Source organism: Spirosoma lituiforme (assembly GCF_054776635.1).
On record NZ_BAAHBO010000001.1, the window covers coordinates 1,505,434 to 1,527,018 of the forward strand.

General features: G+C 50.9%; 21 protein-coding genes. 12 read left to right on the forward strand and 9 right to left on the reverse strand.

Annotated features, from left to right (window positions below):
- Positions 1 to 81: 81 nt before the first annotated feature.
- The gene (locus tag ACYU87_RS06410; RefSeq protein WP_461133635.1) at positions 82 to 1,620 is read right to left on the reverse strand and encodes an aminotransferase-like domain-containing protein; all 1,539 of its coding nucleotides are present in this window, start codon (positions 1,618 to 1,620) and stop codon (positions 82 to 84) included.
- A gap of 26 nt (positions 1,621 to 1,646) precedes the next feature.
- Here ACYU87_RS06410 and ACYU87_RS06415 point away from each other — a divergent pair, with 26 nt between their 5' ends.
- The 5 genes from ACYU87_RS06415 to ACYU87_RS06435 all read left to right on the forward strand — a co-directional run bounded on the left by ACYU87_RS06415 (position 1,647) and on the right by ACYU87_RS06435 (position 5,227).
- Positions 1,647 to 2,270 (forward strand): pyridoxamine 5'-phosphate oxidase family protein, encoded by a 624-nt coding sequence (locus ACYU87_RS06415; protein WP_461133193.1) that lies wholly within the window; start codon positions 1,647 to 1,649, stop codon positions 2,268 to 2,270.
- 12 nt (positions 2,271 to 2,282) lie between these two features.
- The gene (locus ACYU87_RS06420; RefSeq protein ID WP_461133194.1) at positions 2,283 to 2,924 is read left to right on the forward strand and encodes a LysE family translocator; all 642 of its coding nucleotides are present in this window, start codon (positions 2,283 to 2,285) and stop codon (positions 2,922 to 2,924) included.
- Between the two features lie 22 nt (positions 2,925 to 2,946).
- The gene (locus tag ACYU87_RS06425; protein ID WP_461133195.1) at positions 2,947 to 3,576 is read left to right on the forward strand and encodes an FMN-binding negative transcriptional regulator; all 630 of its coding nucleotides are present in this window, start codon (positions 2,947 to 2,949) and stop codon (positions 3,574 to 3,576) included.
- Positions 3,577 to 3,766: 190 nt separating this feature from the next.
- Positions 3,767 to 4,285, forward strand: a complete 519-nt coding sequence (locus ACYU87_RS06430; RefSeq protein ID WP_461133196.1) for a GNAT family N-acetyltransferase — start codon at positions 3,767 to 3,769, stop codon at positions 4,283 to 4,285.
- A 36-nt stretch (positions 4,286 to 4,321) separates the two neighbouring features.
- On the forward strand, positions 4,322 to 5,227 hold the full coding sequence (locus ACYU87_RS06435; RefSeq protein ID WP_461133197.1) for a cation diffusion facilitator family transporter: 906 nt from the start codon (positions 4,322 to 4,324) through the stop codon (positions 5,225 to 5,227).
- 59 nt (positions 5,228 to 5,286) lie between these two features.
- Here ACYU87_RS06435 and ACYU87_RS06440 read toward each other — a convergent pair whose 3' ends face one another.
- On the reverse strand, positions 5,287 to 5,895 hold the full coding sequence (locus ACYU87_RS06440) for a hypothetical protein (protein ID WP_461133198.1): 609 nt from the start codon (positions 5,893 to 5,895) through the stop codon (positions 5,287 to 5,289).
- Positions 5,896 to 6,116: 221 nt separating this feature from the next.
- On the opposite strand from ACYU87_RS06440, the gene ACYU87_RS06445 reads away from it, so the two are divergent.
- Together ACYU87_RS06445 and ACYU87_RS06450 are read left to right on the forward strand one after the other, a co-directional pair.
- A complete protein-coding gene (locus ACYU87_RS06445) occupies positions 6,117 to 6,239 on the forward strand; it encodes a hypothetical protein (RefSeq protein ID WP_461133199.1) in 123 nt (40 codons plus the stop codon).
- Positions 6,240 to 6,249: 10 nt separating this feature from the next.
- On the forward strand, positions 6,250 to 9,051 hold the full coding sequence (locus ACYU87_RS06450; RefSeq protein ID WP_461133200.1) for a TonB-dependent receptor: 2,802 nt from the start codon (positions 6,250 to 6,252) through the stop codon (positions 9,049 to 9,051).
- A gap of 120 nt (positions 9,052 to 9,171) precedes the next feature.
- Here ACYU87_RS06450 and ACYU87_RS06455 read toward each other — a convergent pair whose 3' ends face one another.
- On the reverse strand, positions 9,172 to 10,386 hold the full coding sequence (locus tag ACYU87_RS06455) for a glycosyltransferase family 1 protein (RefSeq protein ID WP_461133201.1): 1,215 nt from the start codon (positions 10,384 to 10,386) through the stop codon (positions 9,172 to 9,174).
- Positions 10,387 to 10,728: 342 nt separating this feature from the next.
- Between ACYU87_RS06455 and trxA the strand changes: the two genes are divergently transcribed.
- On the forward strand, positions 10,729 to 11,073 hold the full coding sequence (gene trxA / locus ACYU87_RS06460) for a thioredoxin (protein ID WP_461133202.1): 345 nt from the start codon (positions 10,729 to 10,731) through the stop codon (positions 11,071 to 11,073).
- A gap of 165 nt (positions 11,074 to 11,238) precedes the next feature.
- Here the strand turns inward: trxA and ACYU87_RS06465 are convergent, their stop codons facing one another.
- Together ACYU87_RS06465 and ACYU87_RS06470 are read right to left on the reverse strand one after the other, a co-directional pair.
- Positions 11,239 to 12,993: a pyruvate dehydrogenase complex dihydrolipoamide acetyltransferase gene (locus ACYU87_RS06465; RefSeq protein WP_461133203.1), complete on the reverse strand. Its 1,755-nt coding sequence runs from the start codon at positions 12,991 to 12,993 to the stop codon at positions 11,239 to 11,241.
- 158 nt (positions 12,994 to 13,151) lie between these two features.
- A complete protein-coding gene (locus tag ACYU87_RS06470; protein ID WP_461133204.1) occupies positions 13,152 to 14,348 on the reverse strand; it encodes a class I SAM-dependent rRNA methyltransferase in 1,197 nt (398 codons plus the stop codon).
- A 155-nt stretch (positions 14,349 to 14,503) separates the two neighbouring features.
- Between ACYU87_RS06470 and ACYU87_RS06475 the strand changes: the two genes are divergently transcribed.
- Entirely contained in the window at positions 14,504 to 15,373 is an 870-nt protein-coding gene (locus tag ACYU87_RS06475; protein ID WP_461133205.1) for a sugar phosphate isomerase/epimerase family protein, read from the forward strand.
- Positions 15,374 to 15,513: 140 nt separating this feature from the next.
- On the opposite strand, the gene ACYU87_RS06480 is transcribed toward ACYU87_RS06475, so the two are convergent.
- A complete protein-coding gene (locus ACYU87_RS06480; RefSeq protein WP_461133206.1) occupies positions 15,514 to 16,476 on the reverse strand; it encodes a zinc dependent phospholipase C family protein in 963 nt (320 codons plus the stop codon).
- Positions 16,477 to 16,684: 208 nt separating this feature from the next.
- Between ACYU87_RS06480 and ACYU87_RS06485 the strand changes: the two genes are divergently transcribed.
- The 3 genes from ACYU87_RS06485 (at position 16,685) to radC (ending at position 18,312) form a co-directional block, all read left to right on the forward strand.
- A complete protein-coding gene (locus tag ACYU87_RS06485; protein ID WP_461133207.1) occupies positions 16,685 to 17,083 on the forward strand; it encodes a Dabb family protein in 399 nt (132 codons plus the stop codon).
- Positions 17,084 to 17,187: 104 nt separating this feature from the next.
- Positions 17,188 to 17,454 carry a 30S ribosomal protein S20 gene (gene rpsT, locus ACYU87_RS06490; RefSeq protein ID WP_461068925.1) on the forward strand — a complete coding sequence of 89 codons (267 nt, stop codon included), beginning with the start codon at positions 17,188 to 17,190 and terminating at the stop codon, positions 17,452 to 17,454.
- Positions 17,455 to 17,616: 162 nt separating this feature from the next.
- Positions 17,617 to 18,312, forward strand: a complete 696-nt coding sequence (radC, locus tag ACYU87_RS06495; protein WP_461133208.1) for a RadC family protein — start codon at positions 17,617 to 17,619, stop codon at positions 18,310 to 18,312.
- Positions 18,313 to 18,336: 24 nt separating this feature from the next.
- Here radC and ACYU87_RS06500 read toward each other — a convergent pair whose 3' ends face one another.
- The 3 genes from ACYU87_RS06500 to ACYU87_RS06510 all read right to left on the reverse strand — a co-directional run bounded on the left by ACYU87_RS06500 (position 18,337) and on the right by ACYU87_RS06510 (position 21,461).
- Positions 18,337 to 18,918 carry a pseudouridine synthase gene (locus tag ACYU87_RS06500; RefSeq protein WP_461133209.1) on the reverse strand — a complete coding sequence of 194 codons (582 nt, stop codon included), beginning with the start codon at positions 18,916 to 18,918 and terminating at the stop codon, positions 18,337 to 18,339.
- Between the two features lie 62 nt (positions 18,919 to 18,980).
- Positions 18,981 to 19,760, reverse strand: a complete 780-nt coding sequence (locus ACYU87_RS06505) for an exodeoxyribonuclease III (RefSeq protein ID WP_461133210.1) — start codon at positions 19,758 to 19,760, stop codon at positions 18,981 to 18,983.
- A 480-nt stretch (positions 19,761 to 20,240) separates the two neighbouring features.
- Positions 20,241 to 21,461, reverse strand: coding sequence for a nucleoside permease (locus ACYU87_RS06510; RefSeq protein ID WP_461133211.1), 1,221 nt, complete (start codon positions 21,459 to 21,461; stop codon positions 20,241 to 20,243).
- Positions 21,462 to 21,585 lie beyond the last annotated feature (124 nt).

A 21,585-nucleotide genomic window follows, 5' to 3' on the forward strand; every position in this document is an offset into this window, starting at 1 on the left:
ATTAGTGCCTGAGTACTCAGCGTCTCTGGACCATGAGCCTTGTTGGCCTACCGGCTAAACAACGATAAGGCTGTTCATTAATCAGTAAATCACTTTTTTCAGCACCCGAACGCTTCGGTCCAGTTCTTCCTCCGAACTCGATGCAAAGCCCAGCCGGGTGCAGTTCAATCGCTGACCGGGCGGATTGTGTGTTACGCCACTCGACAGCGTTAGCCCTTCCTGTGCCGCCCATCTGGCCATTGCGTCCATATCAATAGCCGGGTCGAAGTGCGCCCAAACGGCCAGCCCGCCGTCTGGCCGGGTAAACTGAACGGCGTCCGGTAGCTCATTGGCGAGCAAGGCACAAAAATGATCTCTGCGGGTGTGGTAAACCCGTAGGGCTTTTCGAAGATGGCGCTTCAGATCACCTGTTTTGAACAACTGCCCAATCGCAAATTCGAGCATCGGATCGCCTTGCCGGTCGATGATGCGCCGAAACCGGGCCAGTTCGTCGATCAGCGCTGACGGGGCCACTACATAGCCAATTCGAAAGGCTGGAGCGACTGATTTGGTGAGCGATCCAACATAGACAACCATGCCCTGACGGTCGGCACTGGCCAGTGGCAAGATGGGCCGACTGAGGTAGTGAAAGTCATAATCGTAATCATCTTCAAGAATGGCAAACCCATACTGATCCGCCAGTTGCAACAACCGGACCCGCCGGCCGGGGTGAAGCGTTACCGTTGTCGGGTAGTGATGATGGGGCGTTACGAACACCATTCGAATCGGCTGTCGCTCACCGTACTCAGCCAGTTTGTCGAGGTCAATTCCGTGTTCATCAACGGGTACGGTGAGTATCCGGGCGCCCGCTTTTTGAAAATTCATGAGGGCACCCGCCCAGGTTGTCTCACCCGTTACGACTACATCGCCCGGCCGCAACAGCACCTGGCTGGCCAGATGCAGCCCCATAATGCTGCCCCGTGTAATGAGCATATTATTGGGCGTAGTTTGCAAACCGCGGGTTTCGTTCAAATGCCTGGACAGCTGCTCACGTAATAATAAATGCCCTTTGGTATCGCCGTAGCCAAAGTGCTGCTGCGGATTTCCCCAGTTAAAATACGAACGATAAGCGCGGCTCAACTCGGGCATCGGAGCCAGCCGACTGTCGGGAAAGCCATCATCCAGATGCAGGCCCGATTGGGTTGTCAGCACAGGTCGGGCCAGAAAATTAATCCGTTCGAACGCATAGCCCGGCTGGCCGTCAGCGGCCTTGTTTGGAACCAATGGTTCATCGTCCGCCAGCAGTGGCTGCGGCTTTACATCGGGCAGGTGGGAGGCCACGTACGTACCACTTCCAGCGCGGCTTTCGAGCCAGCCCTGCGCCATCCCTTCGTCATACGCAGCAACCACAGTCTGCCGATTCACCCCAAGCAAACCGGCCAGTTGACGCGTACCGGGCAACCGTTGACCGGGCAGCAGCGTACCCGCCCGAATCAATTGACCAAGCTGGTTGCTGAGTTGAACGAAAATGGGAAGCCGTGACGTCTTGTCGAGTTGAATCAATGATTTTAAGGGAACCATAACCGGACTAGTCAACTTATTGAAACTGGACGATTTGTATAGACCACTAAAGCAAGACATTTGCTTCATAAAAAACAAGAAGCCTAATGCAAACCACCCGTACAACACCCAGCCGTCTGGCCAAACGCGCTCATTACGACGCAGCAACGATCAACCCCATTCTGGACGAAGCCCTGTTCTGTGTGGTCAGTTATTCCATGGACGGACAACCCATGGCTATTCCAACGGCCTTCGCCCGGAAAGATGACAAGCTATACATTCATGGTTCGGTGGGAAGCCACTTTATTCGGGCCATTGAACACAGCAATCCCGTTTGCATTTCCGTTATGCTCACGGACGGATTGGTGCTGGCCAAGTCGGCGTTTCATCACTCCGTCAACTACCGCTCGGTTACCATTTTCGCTAATGCCCAGAAAGTAACCGACGAAGCCGAGCGCATGGAAGCTCTTGCCTTGATTACGGACCATCTGATTCCCGGCCGCTGGGCGGATCTACGCCCAACGACAGACAGTGAAATGCGGAAAACTACAGTACTCGTTTTTTCACTGGCCGAAGCCTCCGCCAAAGTTCGTTCGGGCGGGCCGAGTGATGAGCCCGAAGACGAAAACTTACCAACCTGGGCGGGTGTCATTCCGATGCAAACGGTACGATTAACGCCGGTAGCAGCAGAGACCAGCGTTGAAACCGAACTACCCAATTACCTACACTAAACCAACCAGATCATGCTCCCAATCAACGAATTGCTTCTCTTCGCGTTCGCTGCGCTGGGTCTGGTACTTAGTCCCGGCCCGAATATGATTTACATCATTTCGTGCTCCATTACGCAGGGCCGACGGGCGGGATTGCTTTCTCTGTCAGGCGTATTGGTTGGCTTTCTGGTGCACATCTGTCTGGTGGCGTTTGGTCTGACGGCCGTTTTCATGGCCATTCCGTTAGCCTACGAAATCCTGCGCTGGCTCGGCATTGGGTACTTGCTCTATCTGGCCTGGGAGGCCATTAAACCCGGCGGCACGTCGCCCTTTGACACACGCAATCTGGCGGAAGGTGACGTGCATTCCGATCGAAAGTTATTTCAGATGGGCTTTCTGACCAATGCCCTGAACCCCAAAGTGGCTGTCTTTTACTTATCGTTTTTCCCACAATTTACCCGGCCGGAATATGGTTCGTTGTTAAGCCAGAATATCGAATTAGGTTTCACTCAACTACTTGTCAGCGCTACCGTTAATTTGCTGATTGTTATGTCTGCGGCCCGGATAGCCCGTTGGTTTCAGGCCCGGCCAGCCTACATTCGAGTGCAGAAATGGCTCATGGCCAGCATCCTCACCGGCCTGGCCGTACGAATGGCAATCGACAAAGGCAGGTAATTGATTAACCCACTATACCCCTATGTACATCCCCAAGTCTTTTCTGGAAACCGACCGCGAGACCTTGTTTCAATTCATCCGAACCAACTCCTTTGCGTTGCTCGTCAGCACTGGCGACAATGGCATTCCAGTCGCCACTCACTTGCCCATTGAACTTGTCCCCACTGCCGACGGCCAGTTCCAGCTGGTTGGGCATCTGGCCAAAGCGAATCCACAGGGTAAATTGCTGGCCAGGCATACGCCTTCTCTGGCTGTATTTTCGGGGGCTCACAGTTATATCTCCTCCTCCTGGTACGATCACATCAATGTACCTACCTGGAATTACCTCTCGGTGCATGTTACCGGCCGAACAAGCCTTCTGACGGACGACGAAACCCTGGAGTTTTTACGACAACAAGTCGACAAATACGAAGCAAAATCAGCCTGCCCCGTATCGATTGAAAGCATGACCGAAGCTTATGTACGAAAAGAAATGCGGGGTCTTATTGCCTTCTCCATGACCATCGACAGCCTACAGGGTGCGGCCAAACTCAGCCAAAACCGGGACGATAAAAATTACCAGGCCATTATTGCTGAACTGCGCCAGACGGGCGATGCCAACGCCAGCGCGCTGGCGGACGAAATGGCACACCGGCGACCAGCTGTCGATTAACAAATTAGAACTCGTGAGCGGGCATATAGTATTTCGATAGGTGACAAAGTAGTGCTTACGGGGCAGGTTTCGACTAACAAGCCAACCGACCCGGCAGCCAGAAAACGACGGGTAAAAGACAGCAAGATTCGGGTTTCGTCCTTTTGAGCCGATTTCGAGATTTGCGTCCTAATAAAACAACGAGGTGCAAATGGAAATCAAAAATTGTACGTTAAGTGACGCTAATGCGATTTTACTGCTCTACCAAGCAGCAAGAAATCTCCAGGTTCAACGGAAAATGGTCGTGTGGCCGTCCTTCGACAAATCGTTTATTGACCAAGAAATTCAGGAAGAAAGGCATTGGAAAATTACCTCCGGCGAAGTAATGGCTTGCAATTGGGTGATTACCTTCGAGGACAAAGAAATTTGGGAAGAAAAAGATAGGGACGATGCGATTTACATCCATCGCATCTGCACCAACCCTACCTTACGGGGGAATCGGTATATTGATACCCTTGTTGAATGGGCAAAAGGTTATGCGAGCCGAATTGGGAAGCGATTCGTTCGATTGGATACGTTAGGCAACAACACGAAACTGATTGAGCATTATACGTCAGCCGGTTTCAACTTCCTGGGAATGGTTGAGTTGACTAATACAGCAAGTTTGCCAAGACACTACCAAGACGAGCCAACTTGTTGTCTGTTTGAGATTGATTTAGCCGCTACTTGATACGAACATACCGTTTGTCAAACCAGTTGATTCGGTATGGCATCGTCAAAGACCGCAATTTATACCGCCCTCGGGGCTAATCTGGCTATTGCCCTTACCAAGTTTGTAGCCGCGAGTGTTACGGGTAGCTCGGCCATGATCTCGGAGGGAATTCACTCCCTGGTCGATACCCTTAACGAAATACTGCTGCTGCTGGGCCTGAAGCGAAGCCAGAAACCCGCCGATCATAAACGACCTTTCGGGTACGGGCGGGAGCTTTACTTCTGGTCTTACATCGTTTCGCTGCTCATTTTTGCGGTGGGGGGCGGAGTGTCCTTTTATGAAGGAGTCACGCACATACAACATCCCGAACCCATTGAAAATCCGCAATGGAATTACATTGTACTAGGCATTGCTCTCGTACTAGATGGCGCGTCTCTAGTAACGGCGTTCAAAGCATTCAATGCCCAGCGGGGCAACCAGCCTTTCTGGGCTGCTGTGAAAAACAGCAAAGACCCGTCTACTTTTGTGGTGTTATTTGAAGATGGCTCCGATGTGTTGGGTTTAATTATTGCCTTTCTGGGCGTGTTTCTGGGCCATCAGCTCAACAACCCTTACCTGGATGGTCTGGCGTCTATTCTCATCGGCCTCCTGCTCATGGCGGTGGCGGTGGTACTGGCCCATGAAAGCCGAAGCTTATTAATGGGCGAAGGAGCCGACCCCGCCATTGTGCAGCATACCGTTGCTCTTACCGAAGCCGACCCGATTGTGAGCAAGGCTCATCAAACGCTCACGTTTCAAATGGGGGTTAATGATATTGTACTCATCCAGCGGGTAACGTTTGCGCCTAACCTCAGTGCCGAAGACCTCATTCAGGGCGTTGTCCGTATTCGGGCAACGATTCAGACGGCCGAACCCAGCATTCGGCAGGTGTTCATTGAACCCGTTAGCGCGGCTCTGTAAGAAACCTCCCGGGTCAGCTTTAAGACGTTGGCTTTACATAGTTTACCTAGCGCGAACGGCTACAAATGCACCAGATAATCGGTCAATAATTTCCATTGAAATTTCTGGTAAAACAGCCAGCCACCTTCGGCAATAACGGTGTTGATCAGCGCCCGATTTCCCGCTTCAGGGCCCTCATTATTAATGCCTTCGTGCTTGCCAATTTCAGAGGCAGTGATTGTATTCCCTGACAACTCAACCTGAAACGTGCTGCTTGCTTCCACATGAAAGAAGTGTTCCACTTCATCGGATTGCTCCTTTCGGGGATCTTTACCAGGCTGAACCGTAAACGCTACCAGGCTCTCGTTCGTAACCGTGTCAATGACCCGTACCCAGTTTTCGGGCATGGGACCGGGCAGTATGATCTGTAGACAATCTCCTACCTGGGGTGGACCACTTTCTTTGGGCTTGCCCGTCTGATCATGCAAAACGAAGTCAGCGGTAAACATGGATAAATGCGACCAGCCATTTACGTCCAGCAGTTTCGCAATGGATCGGCTAAACGCTTCCTGTGCACGAGCCTGGTCCGGAAATGTTTGCTGGCTGGCGTAAATCTTGTTTTTTGTTTCCTCACCCTGAACAACCTTAGCCTCGTGCTTAACCTGTTCAGTAATACCTTTTTGCGCCATACATCTAGTATAAATAAGCAGGAGTTTAGCTGGCTGAAAACCGGGGCGCGGCTTCCGGCAAACCAGACAATTTGGGGGCGCAGCCTGATTCTGGAATTCAAATCGGTTTCAGTGCTACGCGGTTGATCTGGAATCACTTATACCCCTTCCGGAATAAATCGTTTGTGTTGATCATGGTATGATTAGGGAACGGCCTGCTTTTTCGATTTGGGTCTATGACCATGTCGTTACCCTACTTTTTCCGTATTAGAACCGCTTCCTCACTCCTATTCTACTTCCTGGCCTTACCCTATAACCAGTCGGTTAGTACGGACGCACCCCACGAGGCAGAAACGCTGCCCTAGGTGATCTACTATGCACAATCTATACCGGTATCAACCTCTTTTTTCGCTCACCTTTCTCTGGCTAGTAGCCGGTACGATGGCGCTAGCACAGACCGTTAAGGGTCGGATAACGGATGCTACGACAGGGACGGCCCTTCCCGGCGTATCTATCCTGGTAACCGGCCAGAACGCTGGAGCCATTACCGATGTCAACGGTACGTACACACTTACCCTCGGTCCAGGCACCTATACGTTGCGCGTTAGTTTTGTAGGATATACCACCCAATCAGTTCCAGTACAGGTGGCAGCAGGGACCGATCCAACCGTCGACATTCGGATGGTGGAGAGTCTGGCCAGCTTGAACGAGGTCGTCGTTGTAGGCTCTCGGTCAACGCAGGCTCGATCCAGCACCCAAACCGTTGCCCCGGTAGATGTGATCCAGTCGCGCGACCTGATCGCTACGGGCCAGGTGGACCTAACGCAGCAACTGACGTTTGTGGCACCCTCATTTAACTCGTCCCGGCAAAGCGTATCGGATGGCACCGATCACGTTGACCCGGCCACTCTGCGTGGTCTTGGCCCCGATCAGGTACTGGTTTTACTCAACGGCAAACGGCGTCACAATCAGGCTTTGATTAACCTCAATGGCACCGTCGGGCGCGGCTCGGTCGGCACTGACCTGAACGCCATTCCTTCGTCGGCCATCGAACGAATTGAGGTGTTGCGGGATGGGGCTTCGTCGCAGTACGGTTCCGATGCCATTGCCGGAGTCATCAACCTCCGGCTGAAGGAGCGGCCCGGTACAACCGTCAACGCCCAGATTGGTCAACAGTATAAAGGTGACGGCCAGGTGGCGCAGGTGGGTCTCAACCACGGTTTTAAAATCGGCGAAAAGGGCTTTCTGAGCCTCACGGGTGAGTTTCGTCATCGGGGAGCCACCAACCGGGCAGGCGACTATACTGGCCCGGTCTACACAAACTGGAATGTAGGGCAACAGACCGGCGAATCGGCTGCGACCTATGTAGCCCGTCGGCAGGCGCTGTATCAGCAGGACCAGGCATTGATTCGTCAGAATGGTTTCGATGTATCAAACAACCTGCAGGTGGGAAACGCCCGGGTTCAAAATGCGGGGTTCTTTATGAACGCACGGGTACCCATTCGGGGAACATCGGCCAGTTTCTACGCCACGGGCGGACTGAATTACCGCCGGGGGCTGGCCGCTGGTTTTTACCGGTATCCTTACCAGACAACCCAGGTCATTAGCTCCTTGTATCCGAATGGTTTCTTACCCACCATTCAGTCGAGTATTAACGACCAGTCGTTATTGGTAGGCGTCAACGGTGAAACGAAAGGCTGGCGCTGGGACATCAGCAATGTGTACGGCGGCAACTCGTTCCGCTTCGATGTAACCAACTCCAACAACGCATCACTGGCCTACCTCGGCCCCCTTAATAACCCAACTTCTTTTTATGCCGGTACGCTTTCCTTTTACCAGAATACCACCGATCTGGGCGCGGCCAAAGATTTTGGTAAGCAGTTGGGTCTGACGTCGTTCAACGTAGCCGCGGGGGTAACGTATCGCAACGATCAGTACCGGATAAAACCCGGCGAAGCCGCTTCGTACCTGAACTTCAGCCCCCAATCGGGTCAGCTTGGCGGGTCGCAGGTATTCCCCGGCTATCAGCCCGCCAATGCCATCAATGCCAATCGAAATGTGTATGGTGCCTACGTGGATCTGGAATCGGATGTAACGGACCGGCTCCTGCTCAATGCCGCCGGACGATACGAATACTACACCGATTTCGGCGGTAATCTGGCCGGTAAACTGGCCGCTCGTTACCGCTTCAGCGAAGCGTTTTCTCTGCGCGGTTCGGTGAGTAACGGCTTCCGGGCCCCCTCGCTGCACCAGCGTTATTTCAGCGCCATCAGCACCGTTTTCGTTTCGACCGGGCAGGGATTAGAACCTCGCCAGACGGGCACCTTCCGCAACGACAGCCCCATTGCTCAGGCGTTTGGTGTTCCACCACTAGGTGCCGAGCGTTCCATGAATTTCAGTATCGGTGTCACGTCTCGTCCGCTTTCCAACGTTAGCCTGACGGTAGATGCTTACCAGATTCGGATCAACAATCGAATTATTTACAGCAACCAGTTTTCGCGCGGTACGAGCGGAGCGGGCCTGATTGTGACCAATATCCTGAACGGGGCCGGGCAGACGGATGTGAACAGCGCCCAGTTTTTCACCAATGCGGTTAATACACAAACGCAGGGCATCGACATTGTACTGGCGACTAATCCCCGACTCAGTACTGGCACGCTGGACATAACTCTGGCGGCCAACGTCAACCGAACCAAGTTGATCGGTGAGATTCAGCGTCCGGCAAACATACCAACCGATGCTACGTTTGGTAATTTCCTGTTTAATCGACAGGACAGCGCCCGGCTAACATCGGCCCAGCCACGGAGCAAAATTCAGTTGACGTTCAATTACCGACTCCGCAAGTTTGGGGCAGTTCTCCGCATTTCCCGCTTCGGCACGGTTCAATCCTATGATCCAATCAATCCGGCCCTGGATGAGACCTTCGATCCTCGTTTCGTTACGGATCTGAACGTATCGTATCGCCTGGTGAAAAACCTGAATTTTACCCTGGGTGCCAACAACTTGTTCGATGTGTACCCCAACCCCTTACGGGTGATCAACGCGCCGACACCAGAGCGGTACGGATCGGCGGTACTGGATAATTCGTCGTTTGGCCGGTTCATTTATGGCCGCAACGCCACGCAGTTTGGCTTTAATGGCGGCTACTATTTCCTGAACGTATCGGCCAGTTTCTAACCTGAATCGTATTTAAAAACGCTCAACCGGCCACCAGGCATCGAATAGGCTGGTAGTGACTGGTTGAGCGTTTTGCCAGCCCCGTTAAGACAGGCTGGCTTACTGAGTTTATTGATGACTCTATTTGACGACGTAGCTTAACTGACCGACCAACAGCTTCTGCATTTGCTGCCAGGTTTTCTCCCAGGACTGCTCCCGTAAAAATGCATCCAGTGCCGTTCGGTCCGACGCAGACGAGTACTGAACCATTTGGTTCAGAGACGTTTCAATAACTGATGCGGAATCCGTTATTAATACCTGCTCCCACCCGCCATACATCCGTTTAACGTCCCGAATGGGAGTCGACACAACGGGTAGGCCAGCCGCCAGATACTCCGGCGTTTTTGTCGGACTGATGTATCGGGTTGCCTCGTTGATCGCGAAGGGCATCATAGCGGCATCCCAGTTACTGAAATAAGCAGGCAGTTCTGCGTAGGCCTTCATACCCAGGTAGTGGATATTATCTCCCTGTGGCAAGGTGGCAGGATCTATTTTCACTACTGGTCCTACCATAATAAACTGCCAATCGGACAATCGTCGGGCTACATCGCTCAGCAAATCAAGATCAAGGCGTTCGTCGATGACGCCACTATAGCCTATGCGCATACCGGCAATATGCCGCTGATCTTCCGGGTCGGGAAGTGGTTCACGGGCTTGCTCAAAGTGCTCGTAGTCAATACAGCTCGGGAAGGCGAACACATTTTCGTGTCGTGACAATTTGGCCTCGTATAAACTATATCCCCCCGTAAAAACCACATCCGCCTGATCGAGCAGGCGCTTTTCTTCGAGAAGCAATTGGGCCGAAGCCCCTTTAAAGGCCGACAACTCATCCATGCAGTCGTACACGGTCAGGCGCGGACGCAGATGATCGGTAAATTGCATGGCCATTGGCGTATAGTACCAACTAATATAGTCACGGATGTTCTGTTGCTCAATCAGCTGACTAACCAGTTGCCGCTGTAGACGTATACCCATTTCAGGATCAGTGCCATGAGGTAAATGAGGTACGACAACCCGAATGTTATCGGCTACGGTCCGGACGTCCAGATGAAGCGTATCATGCCAGACAGGCTCCTCGACGTACCAAATTCGCCACTGCCGACTAGCCCGGATCAGGAGATGCTGCGGGCGCTGATAGACAAAGTTCCAGCGCAAATGCATGAAGCAGATCATATCCTGACTATTAGCAACTGAAGCGTTAGATGTAACAGGTATTTGATCGTGTAAACGAACGAATTCATCAATGGTCTGCTTCTGGATTTTACGGGATGAGTCGGCTTTATTTTCAGTAATCATAGATGGCTGATACACGTTGAGGATTAGTAAAACATAGCGCCCACGGAGCTTTTATGGGGGTAATAGCACGAACGAAACTCGCGATCCTGACCTGTTTCTTTTTTTTTACCGTCCTATAATGAGGATATGGTCCCTCCAGAACCACAGCTGAATTTTGATACCCTGGACGGCCATAGCTGAGGAAAAGGTAACCACTTCCCCGAAGCATAAGCGGCCGGGCTACCGGAGCGGCCGGACAAATGCTTGTCTACGTAAAATAGGGGTGTAACTAACTCGGAACTAAACGATCTGAAAACGGTTTATGTGGATGAAACAAGTTCAACTAATAAACTCATTTCAGTCATGGCAGCAGGAACACATGCCGTAGAAGCAACCGACGCGAACTTCAACGATCTTATAAATTCTGACAAACCCGTTTTAGTAGATTTCTGGGCCGAATGGTGTGGTCCTTGTAAAATGATCGGACCCGTTGTTGAGCAACTGGCCGGCGAGTACGAAGGAAAAGCCATCGTTGCCAAAATGGACGTGGATCAAAATGCGCAGGTTCCCGCGAAATTCGGTATCCGCAGCATTCCAACCCTGATGATTTTCAAAAACGGACAGTTAGTGGATAAAGTTATTGGTGCCGTTCCCAAAAACGTATTGGAGCAAAAACTCCAGGGCGCTATGGAACCAGCCGCTATCTAATCGTTAATTTACTTCACAAAAAAAGCCGTCCTGAGTTATTCAGGACGGCTTTTTTTGTGAGTATTGCTAGTGTGGCAGCCTCGCGGGCCACTTTTACGTCAGCATTGCTTCTCACAAAAGTGGCCCGTGTCTTCACGGGCCACTTTTGCACAACCACAAGCCAACTTACACCAACATCCGCATCGGATCTTCGAGCAGTTGTTTGAACGTTTGTAGGAAGGCCGAACCCGTAGCACCATCCACAACGCGGTGGTCGCAGGAGAGCGTCACTTTCATGACGTTTGTTGGTTTAGCCACATCTCCGTCAAACTTCACCGTCTGCTTGATGGCACCAACGGCCAGAATGCAGGAATCGGGCGGGTTGATAATGGCGGTAAACTCTTCGATACCAAACATACCGAGGTTGGAGATGGAGAACGTGCTGCCTTCCCAATCCTTCGGCTGAAGCTTCTTGTCTTTGGCTTTTCCAGCCAGATCTTTCACTTCGCCCGAAATGGTTGACAACGTTTTCTGATCGGCGTTGCGAACAACGGGTACCAGCAGACCTTCGTCGACCGCTACGGCTACACCAATATTGACGTATTTATATTTGCGAATTTTATCGCCCAGCCAGGATGAATTTACGTTCGGATGTTGCTTCAGGGCCAGCGCAGCCGCTTTGATCACGAAATCATTGAACGATACTTTAACCGGGCTAAGTCCGTTGACCGTACCCCGCAAGTCCATCGCCTTATCCATGTTGATTTCCATGGTCAGGTAGAAATGCGGAGCCGTGAACAGGCTTTCGCTCAACCGGCGGGCAATCGTTTTGCGCATCTGGCTAACCGGCACATCTTCGTAGTCACCCCCAACGGAGGTTGCGGTTGGTGCAGGAGCGGGTGCAGCGGCTGGAGCCGGAGCAGCCTGCGTTGGTGCTGCCGGAGCGGGTGCTGCGGGCTGGGCGGCTGGAGCAGGTTTGGCCGTTCCGGGTACAAATGATTCGACATCGCTTTTGACAATGCGACCTTCCGGACCAGTTCCCTGTACCTGAGCAAGGTTAATTCCCTTCTCTTCGGCAATGCGTTTGGCTAACGGAGACGCTTTTACGCGTCCGTTCGATTCTGATTCAGCACCGTCACCTTCGCCACCTGCATAGGATAAGTCGGAATCAGCGTTGGCCGGTAAACTAGCCTGCGGATTTTGCTCAGCCGTTGCACTGCCACTCTCTCCACCGGTAGAAGCAGGAGCCGCCGGAGCCGAGCCGCCTTCTAATAGTACTTTGAAGTTTGCCCCTTTCTCACCAACAACAGCAATAATGTCGTCGACGGCAACAGACGATCCTTCTTTTACACCAATATATAGTAACGTACCTTCTTCGTACGCTTCCAGGTCCATGGTCGCTTTGTCGGTCTCGACTTCGGCCAGCACATCGCCCGATTTTACGGCATCACCTTCTTTTTTGTGCCAGGCCACAATGGTACCCTCCGTCATGGTATCGCTCATTTTCGGCATCCGGATGATCGACGCATTGACGTTCTCAGCCGGAGCGGCAGACACCGCTTTCTGATCTGGTAGGTTTGACGTGGTTTCGGCGCCCGATGCACCCGCGGGAGCTGGAGCAGGCTCAGGTTTGGGGGCCACCGGAGCCGCAGCTTCCTGGCTTCCTCCGCTCGTGCCGTCGAGTAACGCTTTATAATCTTCACCTTCAGCACCGATTACGGCCAGAACGCCGTCTACCGGCACCGATGCGCCTTTTTCAACACCGATATACAGTAACGTACCTTCATCATAGGCTTCGAGGTCCATGGTGGCTTTATCGGTTTCAACTTCGGCCAGTACGTCGCCGGATTTTACTTTATCGCCCACTTTCTTGTGCCACTCCGCAATGACGCCTTCGGTCATCGTGTCGCTCATCTTGGGCATTCTGATTAATTCAGCCATATTTAGCTATGTGTATATCGGGTTATCTAGCAAAGCACCAGGCCACTGGACCGCCAGTGCGGTTAAGGCCCAAAATTAATGTAAAGCTGGTAAGATTGTATCTTTCCGGACAGGAAAATGGAAGAAGCAATCGCCGGAAGATTATATTGCTTTCCGGCCTACTCTACCCACAGTACCAATCCTTTCAGATACCCACCTTCGGGATGAAACAAACTGACGGGATGGTCGGCGGGCTGGCTCAGATGATGCAGCACGCGTACCTGTCGGCCCGCTTCGATGGCAGCTGCCACGATCGTATTATAGAACAACTCCCGGTCTACCACCTGCGAACATGAGAATGTAAATAACAGACCACCCTTTGCTACCCGACGCAACCCCTCGGCGTTTAGTCGTTTGTACCCCTGCACAGCCCGGTGCCGAGCCGACTGGCTTTTGGCGTAAGCAGGCGGGTCCAGTACAACAACGTCATATTGACCGTCATGGTTTTTCAGATAGTGCATCACATCGGCAGCATAGGCCTGATGACGCTCTTCATTCTCCCCAAAATTGGCCGCAATATTCTGAGTTGTCAGATCAATTGCCTTCTGCGAAACATCGACGGAATGCACCGAATGAGCCCCCGCCTTGAGCGCGTATACCGAAAAGCCACCCGAATAACAGAACGCATTCAGCACATTTTTGCCTTCAGCGTATTGAGCCAGCAGGGCCCGGTTGTCGCGTTGATCGAGGAAAAAACCGGTTTTCTGCCCTGTAATCCAATCGATCAGAAACGTATTCCCGTTTTCCTTTACCGGATGCGGTACCGGCGTCCGGCCGAAAAGGTAACTGTTGGTTACGGTAGCTCCGTACTCGTCGGGCAGCGTATCAGCACTTTTATCGTATACGGCTTTCAGTTCATCGCCAAATACGGCTTTCAGGGCTTCGGTAATAACGTCTCGCTCGCGGTGCATGCCAATCGAGTGCGCCTGAAACACGACAACACCGTTGTACACGTCCAGAATGAGCCCCGTACAGCCGTCACCTTCGCCATGAACAAGTCGATAACAGTTGGTCTCACCAGTTACAATCACCTGCCGGATGCTCCGGATATGAGCCAGTTTTTTCGTCCAGTAAGGTAAGTCAGGGACCACAGGACCACCCGCCGTTGCCCCGAACGAGAACACCCGTACGGCAATACTGCCATCGTGATAATGCCCGGTAGCCAGGTATTTTTGTCTGCTGTCAAACACTTCCACCACATCGCCATCGTTCAGATTGCCTTCGTAACGACTAATGGCTCGTGAGAATACCCAGGGGTGAAAGCGCCGGAGGGCCTCATCGCGACCGGCTTGCAGATATAATTTGGAAAATGTCATGCACAAAGGTAAAGAGTGAAAGGATTAAAGAGCGAAAGAGTAAATGAGTGAAAGAGCGAAAACATGGCTGCTGGTTTTTTGCCCTTTCGCTCATTCGCTCTTTCACTCATTTTTTTCCCATCTTTACGGTTTATTCCTGCAAACTTTTACCAACAATGCAACGACGTAGTTTCCTCAAGCAGTCCGGCCTGTTAACGGCCGGTGCCCTTACCCTCAGTCAGACAAACCTATTGGCCAGTGCCCCGGCCAAATCGATCAGCCCGTTTGGCGTTCAACTATACAGTGCCCGTGATGTACTGCCAAAAGACCCAAAGGAGGTCATGACGCAGCTGGCGAACATGGGTTACAAGCAATTCGAAAGTTTCAGCGGAGCAAAAGGTTTCCTGTGGGGCCTGGAGCCGAAAGAAATGAAATCGTTTCTGGACGGCCTGGGTGTCAAAATGGTTAGCACCCACTTCAATTTCCGGGAACAGATGGAGAAGCCGGACGAACTCAAAAAGAGTATCGAAATGGCCCACGGTGCCGGATTGACCTATTTGCTTTGCCCTTACATAGGACCGCAGAAAACCTGGGACGACTGGAAGAAAATCGCCGATCAGTTCAATGCAGCTGGTGAAGAGGTAAGCAAGGCTGGCCTGAAATTCGGCTACCACAACCACGACTATTCATTCCGTCCTCTGGATGGCAAACTTCCCCAGGAATACCTTCTCAACAACACCGACCCGAACAAGGTGATGTTCGAACTGGATTTATGCTGGATTGACGTCGCGGGCGTAAACACGGCCGAACACCTTAAAAAGTACGGCAAACGGTACGAGTTGTGCCATGTAAAGGATTACACCGTAAAAGCGGGCAAGCCCGTTCAGAATGATCTGGGCAAAGGCAACGTAGATTTCAAGAAGACACTGCGTGTCGCGATGGACAGCGGCATCAAGTACTTCCTGGTGGAGCAGGAAGAGTATGCTGAGTCACCTATGGTTAGCCTCAAAAACGACGCTGACTATATGAAGAAACTGTCAGTGTAATGATTAAGCCGCGCAGGCGGCCTCGCGGGATTTATGTGACTTTTCTGACCAACTAGGCCTTCGCCGATCTGCATTTTGTGCCAGCAAGAGCCTAGTCGGTCAGAAAAGTCGCATAACCTCTATGGGGTCATCTGTACGGTTCAATTTTCCTCCCTTGCCGAAAACAGGCGTCTCAGCCAGCTTTTCTTTTCGTCTACTTCCTCTTTCTGCTCCTGATCAGTCAACTGGTATTTTGCCAGAGCCCGCAAATCCGGCTGACCGGCATCTACCCAGCAGGTGTACCAAAAGTCACCCACCATTTTTACCGACGCCCGCATCTGGCGTTCGACCTGCCCACTCAACCGTTCGCTGTACTGCCGCGAGAAATCGGCCGAATAGACTTTGGTCGTTAATCCGTTACGCTCTTCGAATCCGTATTTTCGATTTTCTCCCAACTCTTCGGTGAGCTGCTTTTCGAAACGCAACACAGAATCCAGGGCCGCATTGGCGTTGAACACGGCCCGCCAGGCAGCTTTCTGAGGAGAATAGATATACTCAGCCTGCCCCGTCAGAAAATCATAATCGGTACTGAATAGCTCCGGTAGCCGCGACTCCCAAAATCCGTGTATCCCCTGCTGGCGGGTTAACTGCCCATTGTAGTTTCGAGTCGTGTGCAGAGGTACATTGGCGTCAGCAATATAATGACCTAAATCGGCCGCTACACGCAGGATTCGGCGAACATTAAGTTGCTTGAATGCTTCCGTCAGCTGGTATTTCGTCAGTTGTATCTGCCAGGGTACCAGCCCATGTAAGGCCAGCGTATCTTCACCGTACCGCTCCGTTGCCTCCTTATAATAGCGGGGTAACGTTGCAGCCGTTGTGTCTGCGTAGGCATCAAGGTCAATAAAATGGCGAGGGGCCTCCCCGACTACAGCATACCGGCGCTTGTCGGGATTAACGGCATTATCGGCCAGAAAGCTACTGTATTTCTTGAAAAAAGGCATCATATCCGTCGGTAGCGTGAACACGGCAAGTCGATTGATGTGCTGATGCGCAAAAAAGCCCCAATCAGGTTGGTAGTTGATTATCCGTTGCGGCCGGTGGAACGGCTGACCTTTGTTCATATCCAAGTTATGACCAAACACAGCAGGCTTAGCAGAGCCACCGATGGCGCGTTGACTAAAAAAAACAGCAACAAAAACAATCAGCCAAATAAATCGTTTGTACATTTGACAAAACATGGTACTATAGAGTTAAAATGTTTAACTATTTAACTAACACATCATGTTAATCAGAACAAAATTTGGTTTAAAATAATAAATCTCAAATAACATGAATGCCAAATCGAAGGGATATACCCTAATTATTGTGTTGCTTTGCGCTTTTGCTTTAACAATCTACGGTGCTTACTCACCGGCCAGAAAAGCCCAGAAACAGCAAATTGTATGCGTTAAATTCAAAAAAGGGATTGAAAGCGCAGCCGTTGAACAGCATATGAACGGTTTTGCTACCCTAAAGCACGAAATTCCACAGATCGTTGGTTACACGTCCGGCAAGACAATTCTGCCCAATCAGGCCGTTTCAGACTATGACGTAGTACATTACCTTACGTTTCAATCCGAAGCCGATATAAAAACATTTGAGAACAGCGAGGCCTACAAACAATTCGTGAAACAAAACGAGGTTGTCTGGGAAAAAACGTTGACAGTCAACGCAGATATTCGTCAGTAAGACTGAGTAAATCAAAGAATTTCGAATGGAACAGTTGCTTGTTCCATTCGAAATTCTTATTTTTGCGCCCTCATATCGCGACAACGATCTCATTTTATATACCAATGGCAAATCACAAGTCATCAAAAAAAGCAATCCGGTCGAGTGCCAAGAAGCGTCTGTTGAACCGTTACCAGCACGTAACCACCCGGAACATGGTTAAGAAACTTCGTACAACAACCGACCACGCCATGGCCGTTGAGTTGTACAAAACAGTTTCGTCTGCCTTAGACAAACTCGCTAAGCGTAACATCATTCACAAAAACAAAGCTGCTAACAACAAGTCGAAACTGGCTCGTTTGGTGAACAGCCTGAAAGCTGCTCAAGCTTAATAAGCAGTTTTTTGTTGTCGGATTCATAGTCAACAAGCTATCTGCAAAATAGACAATGCCCGTTTTTGCGGATGCTAAGTCATACGAAACCTTACCTTTTTGCGGGTAAGGTTTTTTTGTGCATTTTGTACACCTAAACAGCACCGTAATTGACTTATATCCATGACCTATCCATCTTCCGGCACCATTCAGAGCTGGGCAGAAGAAGATCGCCCGCGTGAAAAACTCATGCTCAAGGGCAAGGCTGTCCTTTCGGAAGCCGAACTAATCGCGATTCTGATCAACGCCGGTACCGTCGATCTTACCGCCGTCGATGTAGCCAAAATCATTCTGAAAAGTGTTGATAATAACCTGAACGATCTGGCCAAACTAAGCATCAAAGACCTTTCGAAGTTTCGCGGCATTGGCGAAGCCCGGGCCATTACCATCATAGCTGCGCTTGAACTTGGTCGTCGGCGAAAGGAACAGGACCGGCCCCAGCGGGCGAAGGTTACCTGTTCACGCGATGCGTATAACGAGATGATTCCTCATCTGATCGACAAACCACACGAAGAATTCTGGATTTTGCTGATGAACCGCGCCAATGAGATCATGCGGCCAGTATTAATTAGTACGGGGGGCGTGTCGGGCACGGTGGCTGACCCTAAATTAATTTTCAAACAGGCGATCGAGCATCTGGCGTCGTCGATGATTCTATTTCATAATCACCCCTCGGGTAATCTGACGCCTTCGCAAGCGGATAAAGACCTGACCAAAAAGCTGAAAGAGGCCGGACGACTGCTGGATATTCCGGTTCTTGACCATCTGATATTTACGGATAAGGCGTATTTCAGCTTTGCGGATGAAGGAATATTGTAAAGTAAGCCGGACAGGGTATTCAGCTTACTTTAAGCGCAGGCCCTGCATTACTTCCGCCCGGCTGAGTTCGCGGACCTGACCGGGTACCATACCTTCGGCCGTTAATCTTTCAATAGCCCAACGGACTAATCGCAACGTGGGAAAACCCACCGCAGCGGTCATTTTACGCACCTGGCGATTCTTGCCTTCATGGAGCGCAATGGATACCCAGGAGGTGGGAATAGCGGCACGATAGCGAATTGGCGGGGTTCGCTCGGGCAGGTTCGGTTCGTCAATGACTGCTGCCGTAGCCGGTAACGAATGATACGGTTTTCCGTCTACCGAGATCGTGACGCCTTTGGCTAGTTGCTGGCAAGTCTCGTCCGTCAGCGCACCATCAACCTGCACATAATAGGTCCGATTGTGCCGGAACTTAGGATTTAGTAGCCTATGGTTCAGCTGTTTGTCGTTTGTTAATAATAACAGGCCTTCACTATCAGCATCAAGCCGTCCGACCGGATACACGTCAGTCGGGAAATCAAATTCCAGATCGGCCAGGGTCTGTTTATCCCCCTCCCGGCTAAACTGGGAAAGCATAAGATAGGGTTTGTAAATAAGGAAGTACATAGCTTAATGGTGAATGATAGATTGATTGAATGATTGAGTAGATATACACGCCAGCCATTCTATCATTCAATCAATCTATCATTCACCATTGATAACCAAACCGGACAATGGTCGGCGTGAACAACATCGGGTAACATGGTGCAATCTATGATCTGGTCGCGCAGGTTGTCCGTGAGGGATGCGTAATCAATGCGCCAGCCTTTGTTGCTGGTACGGGCACCCGCCCGATAACTCCACCAGCTATACGCTACCGCGCCGGGGTGTTTATAGCGAAACCCATCGGTCATACCGCTGCCAAACCAATTATCCATCCAGGCACGTTCTTCGGGCAGAAAACCCGTTGTGTTCTTATTTCGAACCGGGTCGTGAATGTCGATAGCGGTGTGCGCAATGTTGTAATCACCCACCACAATCAGCTTCGGTCTTTCCAGGCGGAGCGTCTGTACATACTCGTAGAAATCGCGTAGAAATTCCATTTTAACGCCCTGCCTGGCTTCCCCGGTCGTACCGGAAGGAAAGTAACAATTGAGCACCGTCAGGTCGCCAAAATCTGTCCGGAGTATACGACCTTCGCAGTCATAGACGGGCAAACCGCAGCCCACGACAACGTGGGTAGGTGCTATTTTCGAAAAGGTTGCTACGCCCGAATAGCCTTTCTTTTCGGCCGCGTGCCAATGGTACTGGTAGCCCAACTGTTCGAAAACAGATAGGTCAACTACATCGGTTGTTGCTTTAACTTCCTGAAAGCAAAGAATATCGAACGGATGCTCTGCCAGCCAGTCAATCAATCCGTTCCGAATAGCCGCCCGGATACCGTTTATGTTATAGGAAATAAGTTGCATGCAAAAAAGAGGTATGATGTTTATTCTGGCGGGTTATTCTGCTTTTTTACCTCATCAATCATCAAAATATCATTTAACTCTTTTGTCCGACGGGCGTCATGGATACGAATCATATGAGGTTGCGTGAAATCAGTAGTACTCATTGCCTGCACATCCTCCTCGTCATAGCCAAATACATAAAGTGCTCTAACGAAACGATCTCTACTTCTGAATTTTCTACAGCCAGGATGGCTTTGTAAGTGTGATACATTTAGATGATCTGGGTGAGTCGCCCACCAAACCAAAATACAGTCTGCGCAACTTAATAAAGATGCGCCACCGCTCTTCAGGTGTCATAGCTACCTGCTCCTTTATCTAATCCTTGTGGGAACCATTCAGGTCTGTGTAGAACGTGATTCGCCGTTTCTTTCCCATGATCTAAACCTGTTGTTGGGTAGTGTATACCGCCATTCGTTCTGCTGATGTACACTACCCGTTCACTCATAAATTACCCGGCACCAACTCGTCTTTCGTGGCCTGAATCCGCTTCGTATCGGTGAACAGCAACACGAACACAATCAAGACGGCAGCCGCGATACCCGCCGGAACAAGCCAGAAGCTAGTCCAGTCAACACGGTCACCCGTTCTGAACATATCTTTCACGATTCCGGAGAGATAGGAGCCGATTCCCATACCAATACCATAAGTAGCCAGTGAGATCAAGCCCTGGGCTGATGACTTTATTTTTTCGCCCGCTTTGTTGTCGGTGTAAATCTGGCCGGTAACAAAGAAAAAATCGTAACAGACTCCGTGCAGAATAATGGCCAGAAACAACATCCATTCACCAGACCCACCGTCTCCGTAGCCAAAGCAAATGAACCGTACAATCCAGGCAATCAACCCCACGATAAGCATTTTCTTAACCCCTAACCGGGTGTAGGCCAGCGGGATGAGCAGCATAAAAATTACCTCCGAAGCCTGCCCCAGTGACATTTTGTTTTCTACGTTCTGCATACCGCCATCTGTCAGTGAAGGATTAGCCATGGCATAATAGAATGACAGGGGGATACAGATCAGCACCGACGAGAGAAAGAAAATAGCAAACGAACGATCTTTAAATAACTTAAACGCATCCAGCCCCAGGATCTGCGAAACCGATGTAGCTGTTGTGGCTTTAGGTGGGGTGTTGGGCAGGAAAAATGAGAAAATACCCAATACAATCGCCGAATACATCGATAGCTGGAAAATCGTCACTTTGTCGCCAAAGCCGTAGTATCCGACAATGTTGGTCACCACAATCCAGGATACAGTACCGAGTACACGGATGCCCGGAAATTCTTTTTCGGGACTGGCCATTTGCTGCATCGCGATGGATGAGGTCAGTGCCAGCGTTGGGGCAAAGGTTAGGCAGTAAACCAACAGTACCCAGAAAAACTGGTCGGCATCATTTACTTGAATGAGGTAGAACAGAACGACGGCTCCCAATAAATTGAGTACGCCCAGAACTTTCTGAGCCGCAAAATAGCGATCGGCAATCATTCCCACGAAGAACGGGGCAATGAGCATGGCAATTGAAAACGTGGCAAAAGCGGCTCCCTGCTGGGTACCAGTAGCATGAAGTTGGGTTTCAAGGTATTTTGTCACTTGGCCGTACCAGGCCCCCCACACAAAGAACTGGAGGAACATCATAACGGACAGCTTAACGCGGGTCGTTGACAGCATTGTAGCGTATACAGTTAGGTTTTAAGGCGATGAAGGTAACGAACGCCCGTTATCCCTGCAAGCCGGCCGAGTCCAAAAGTCGTCATTTGCCCCGAAATGAGTTTTACTGTTTTCAGCCAGGGCG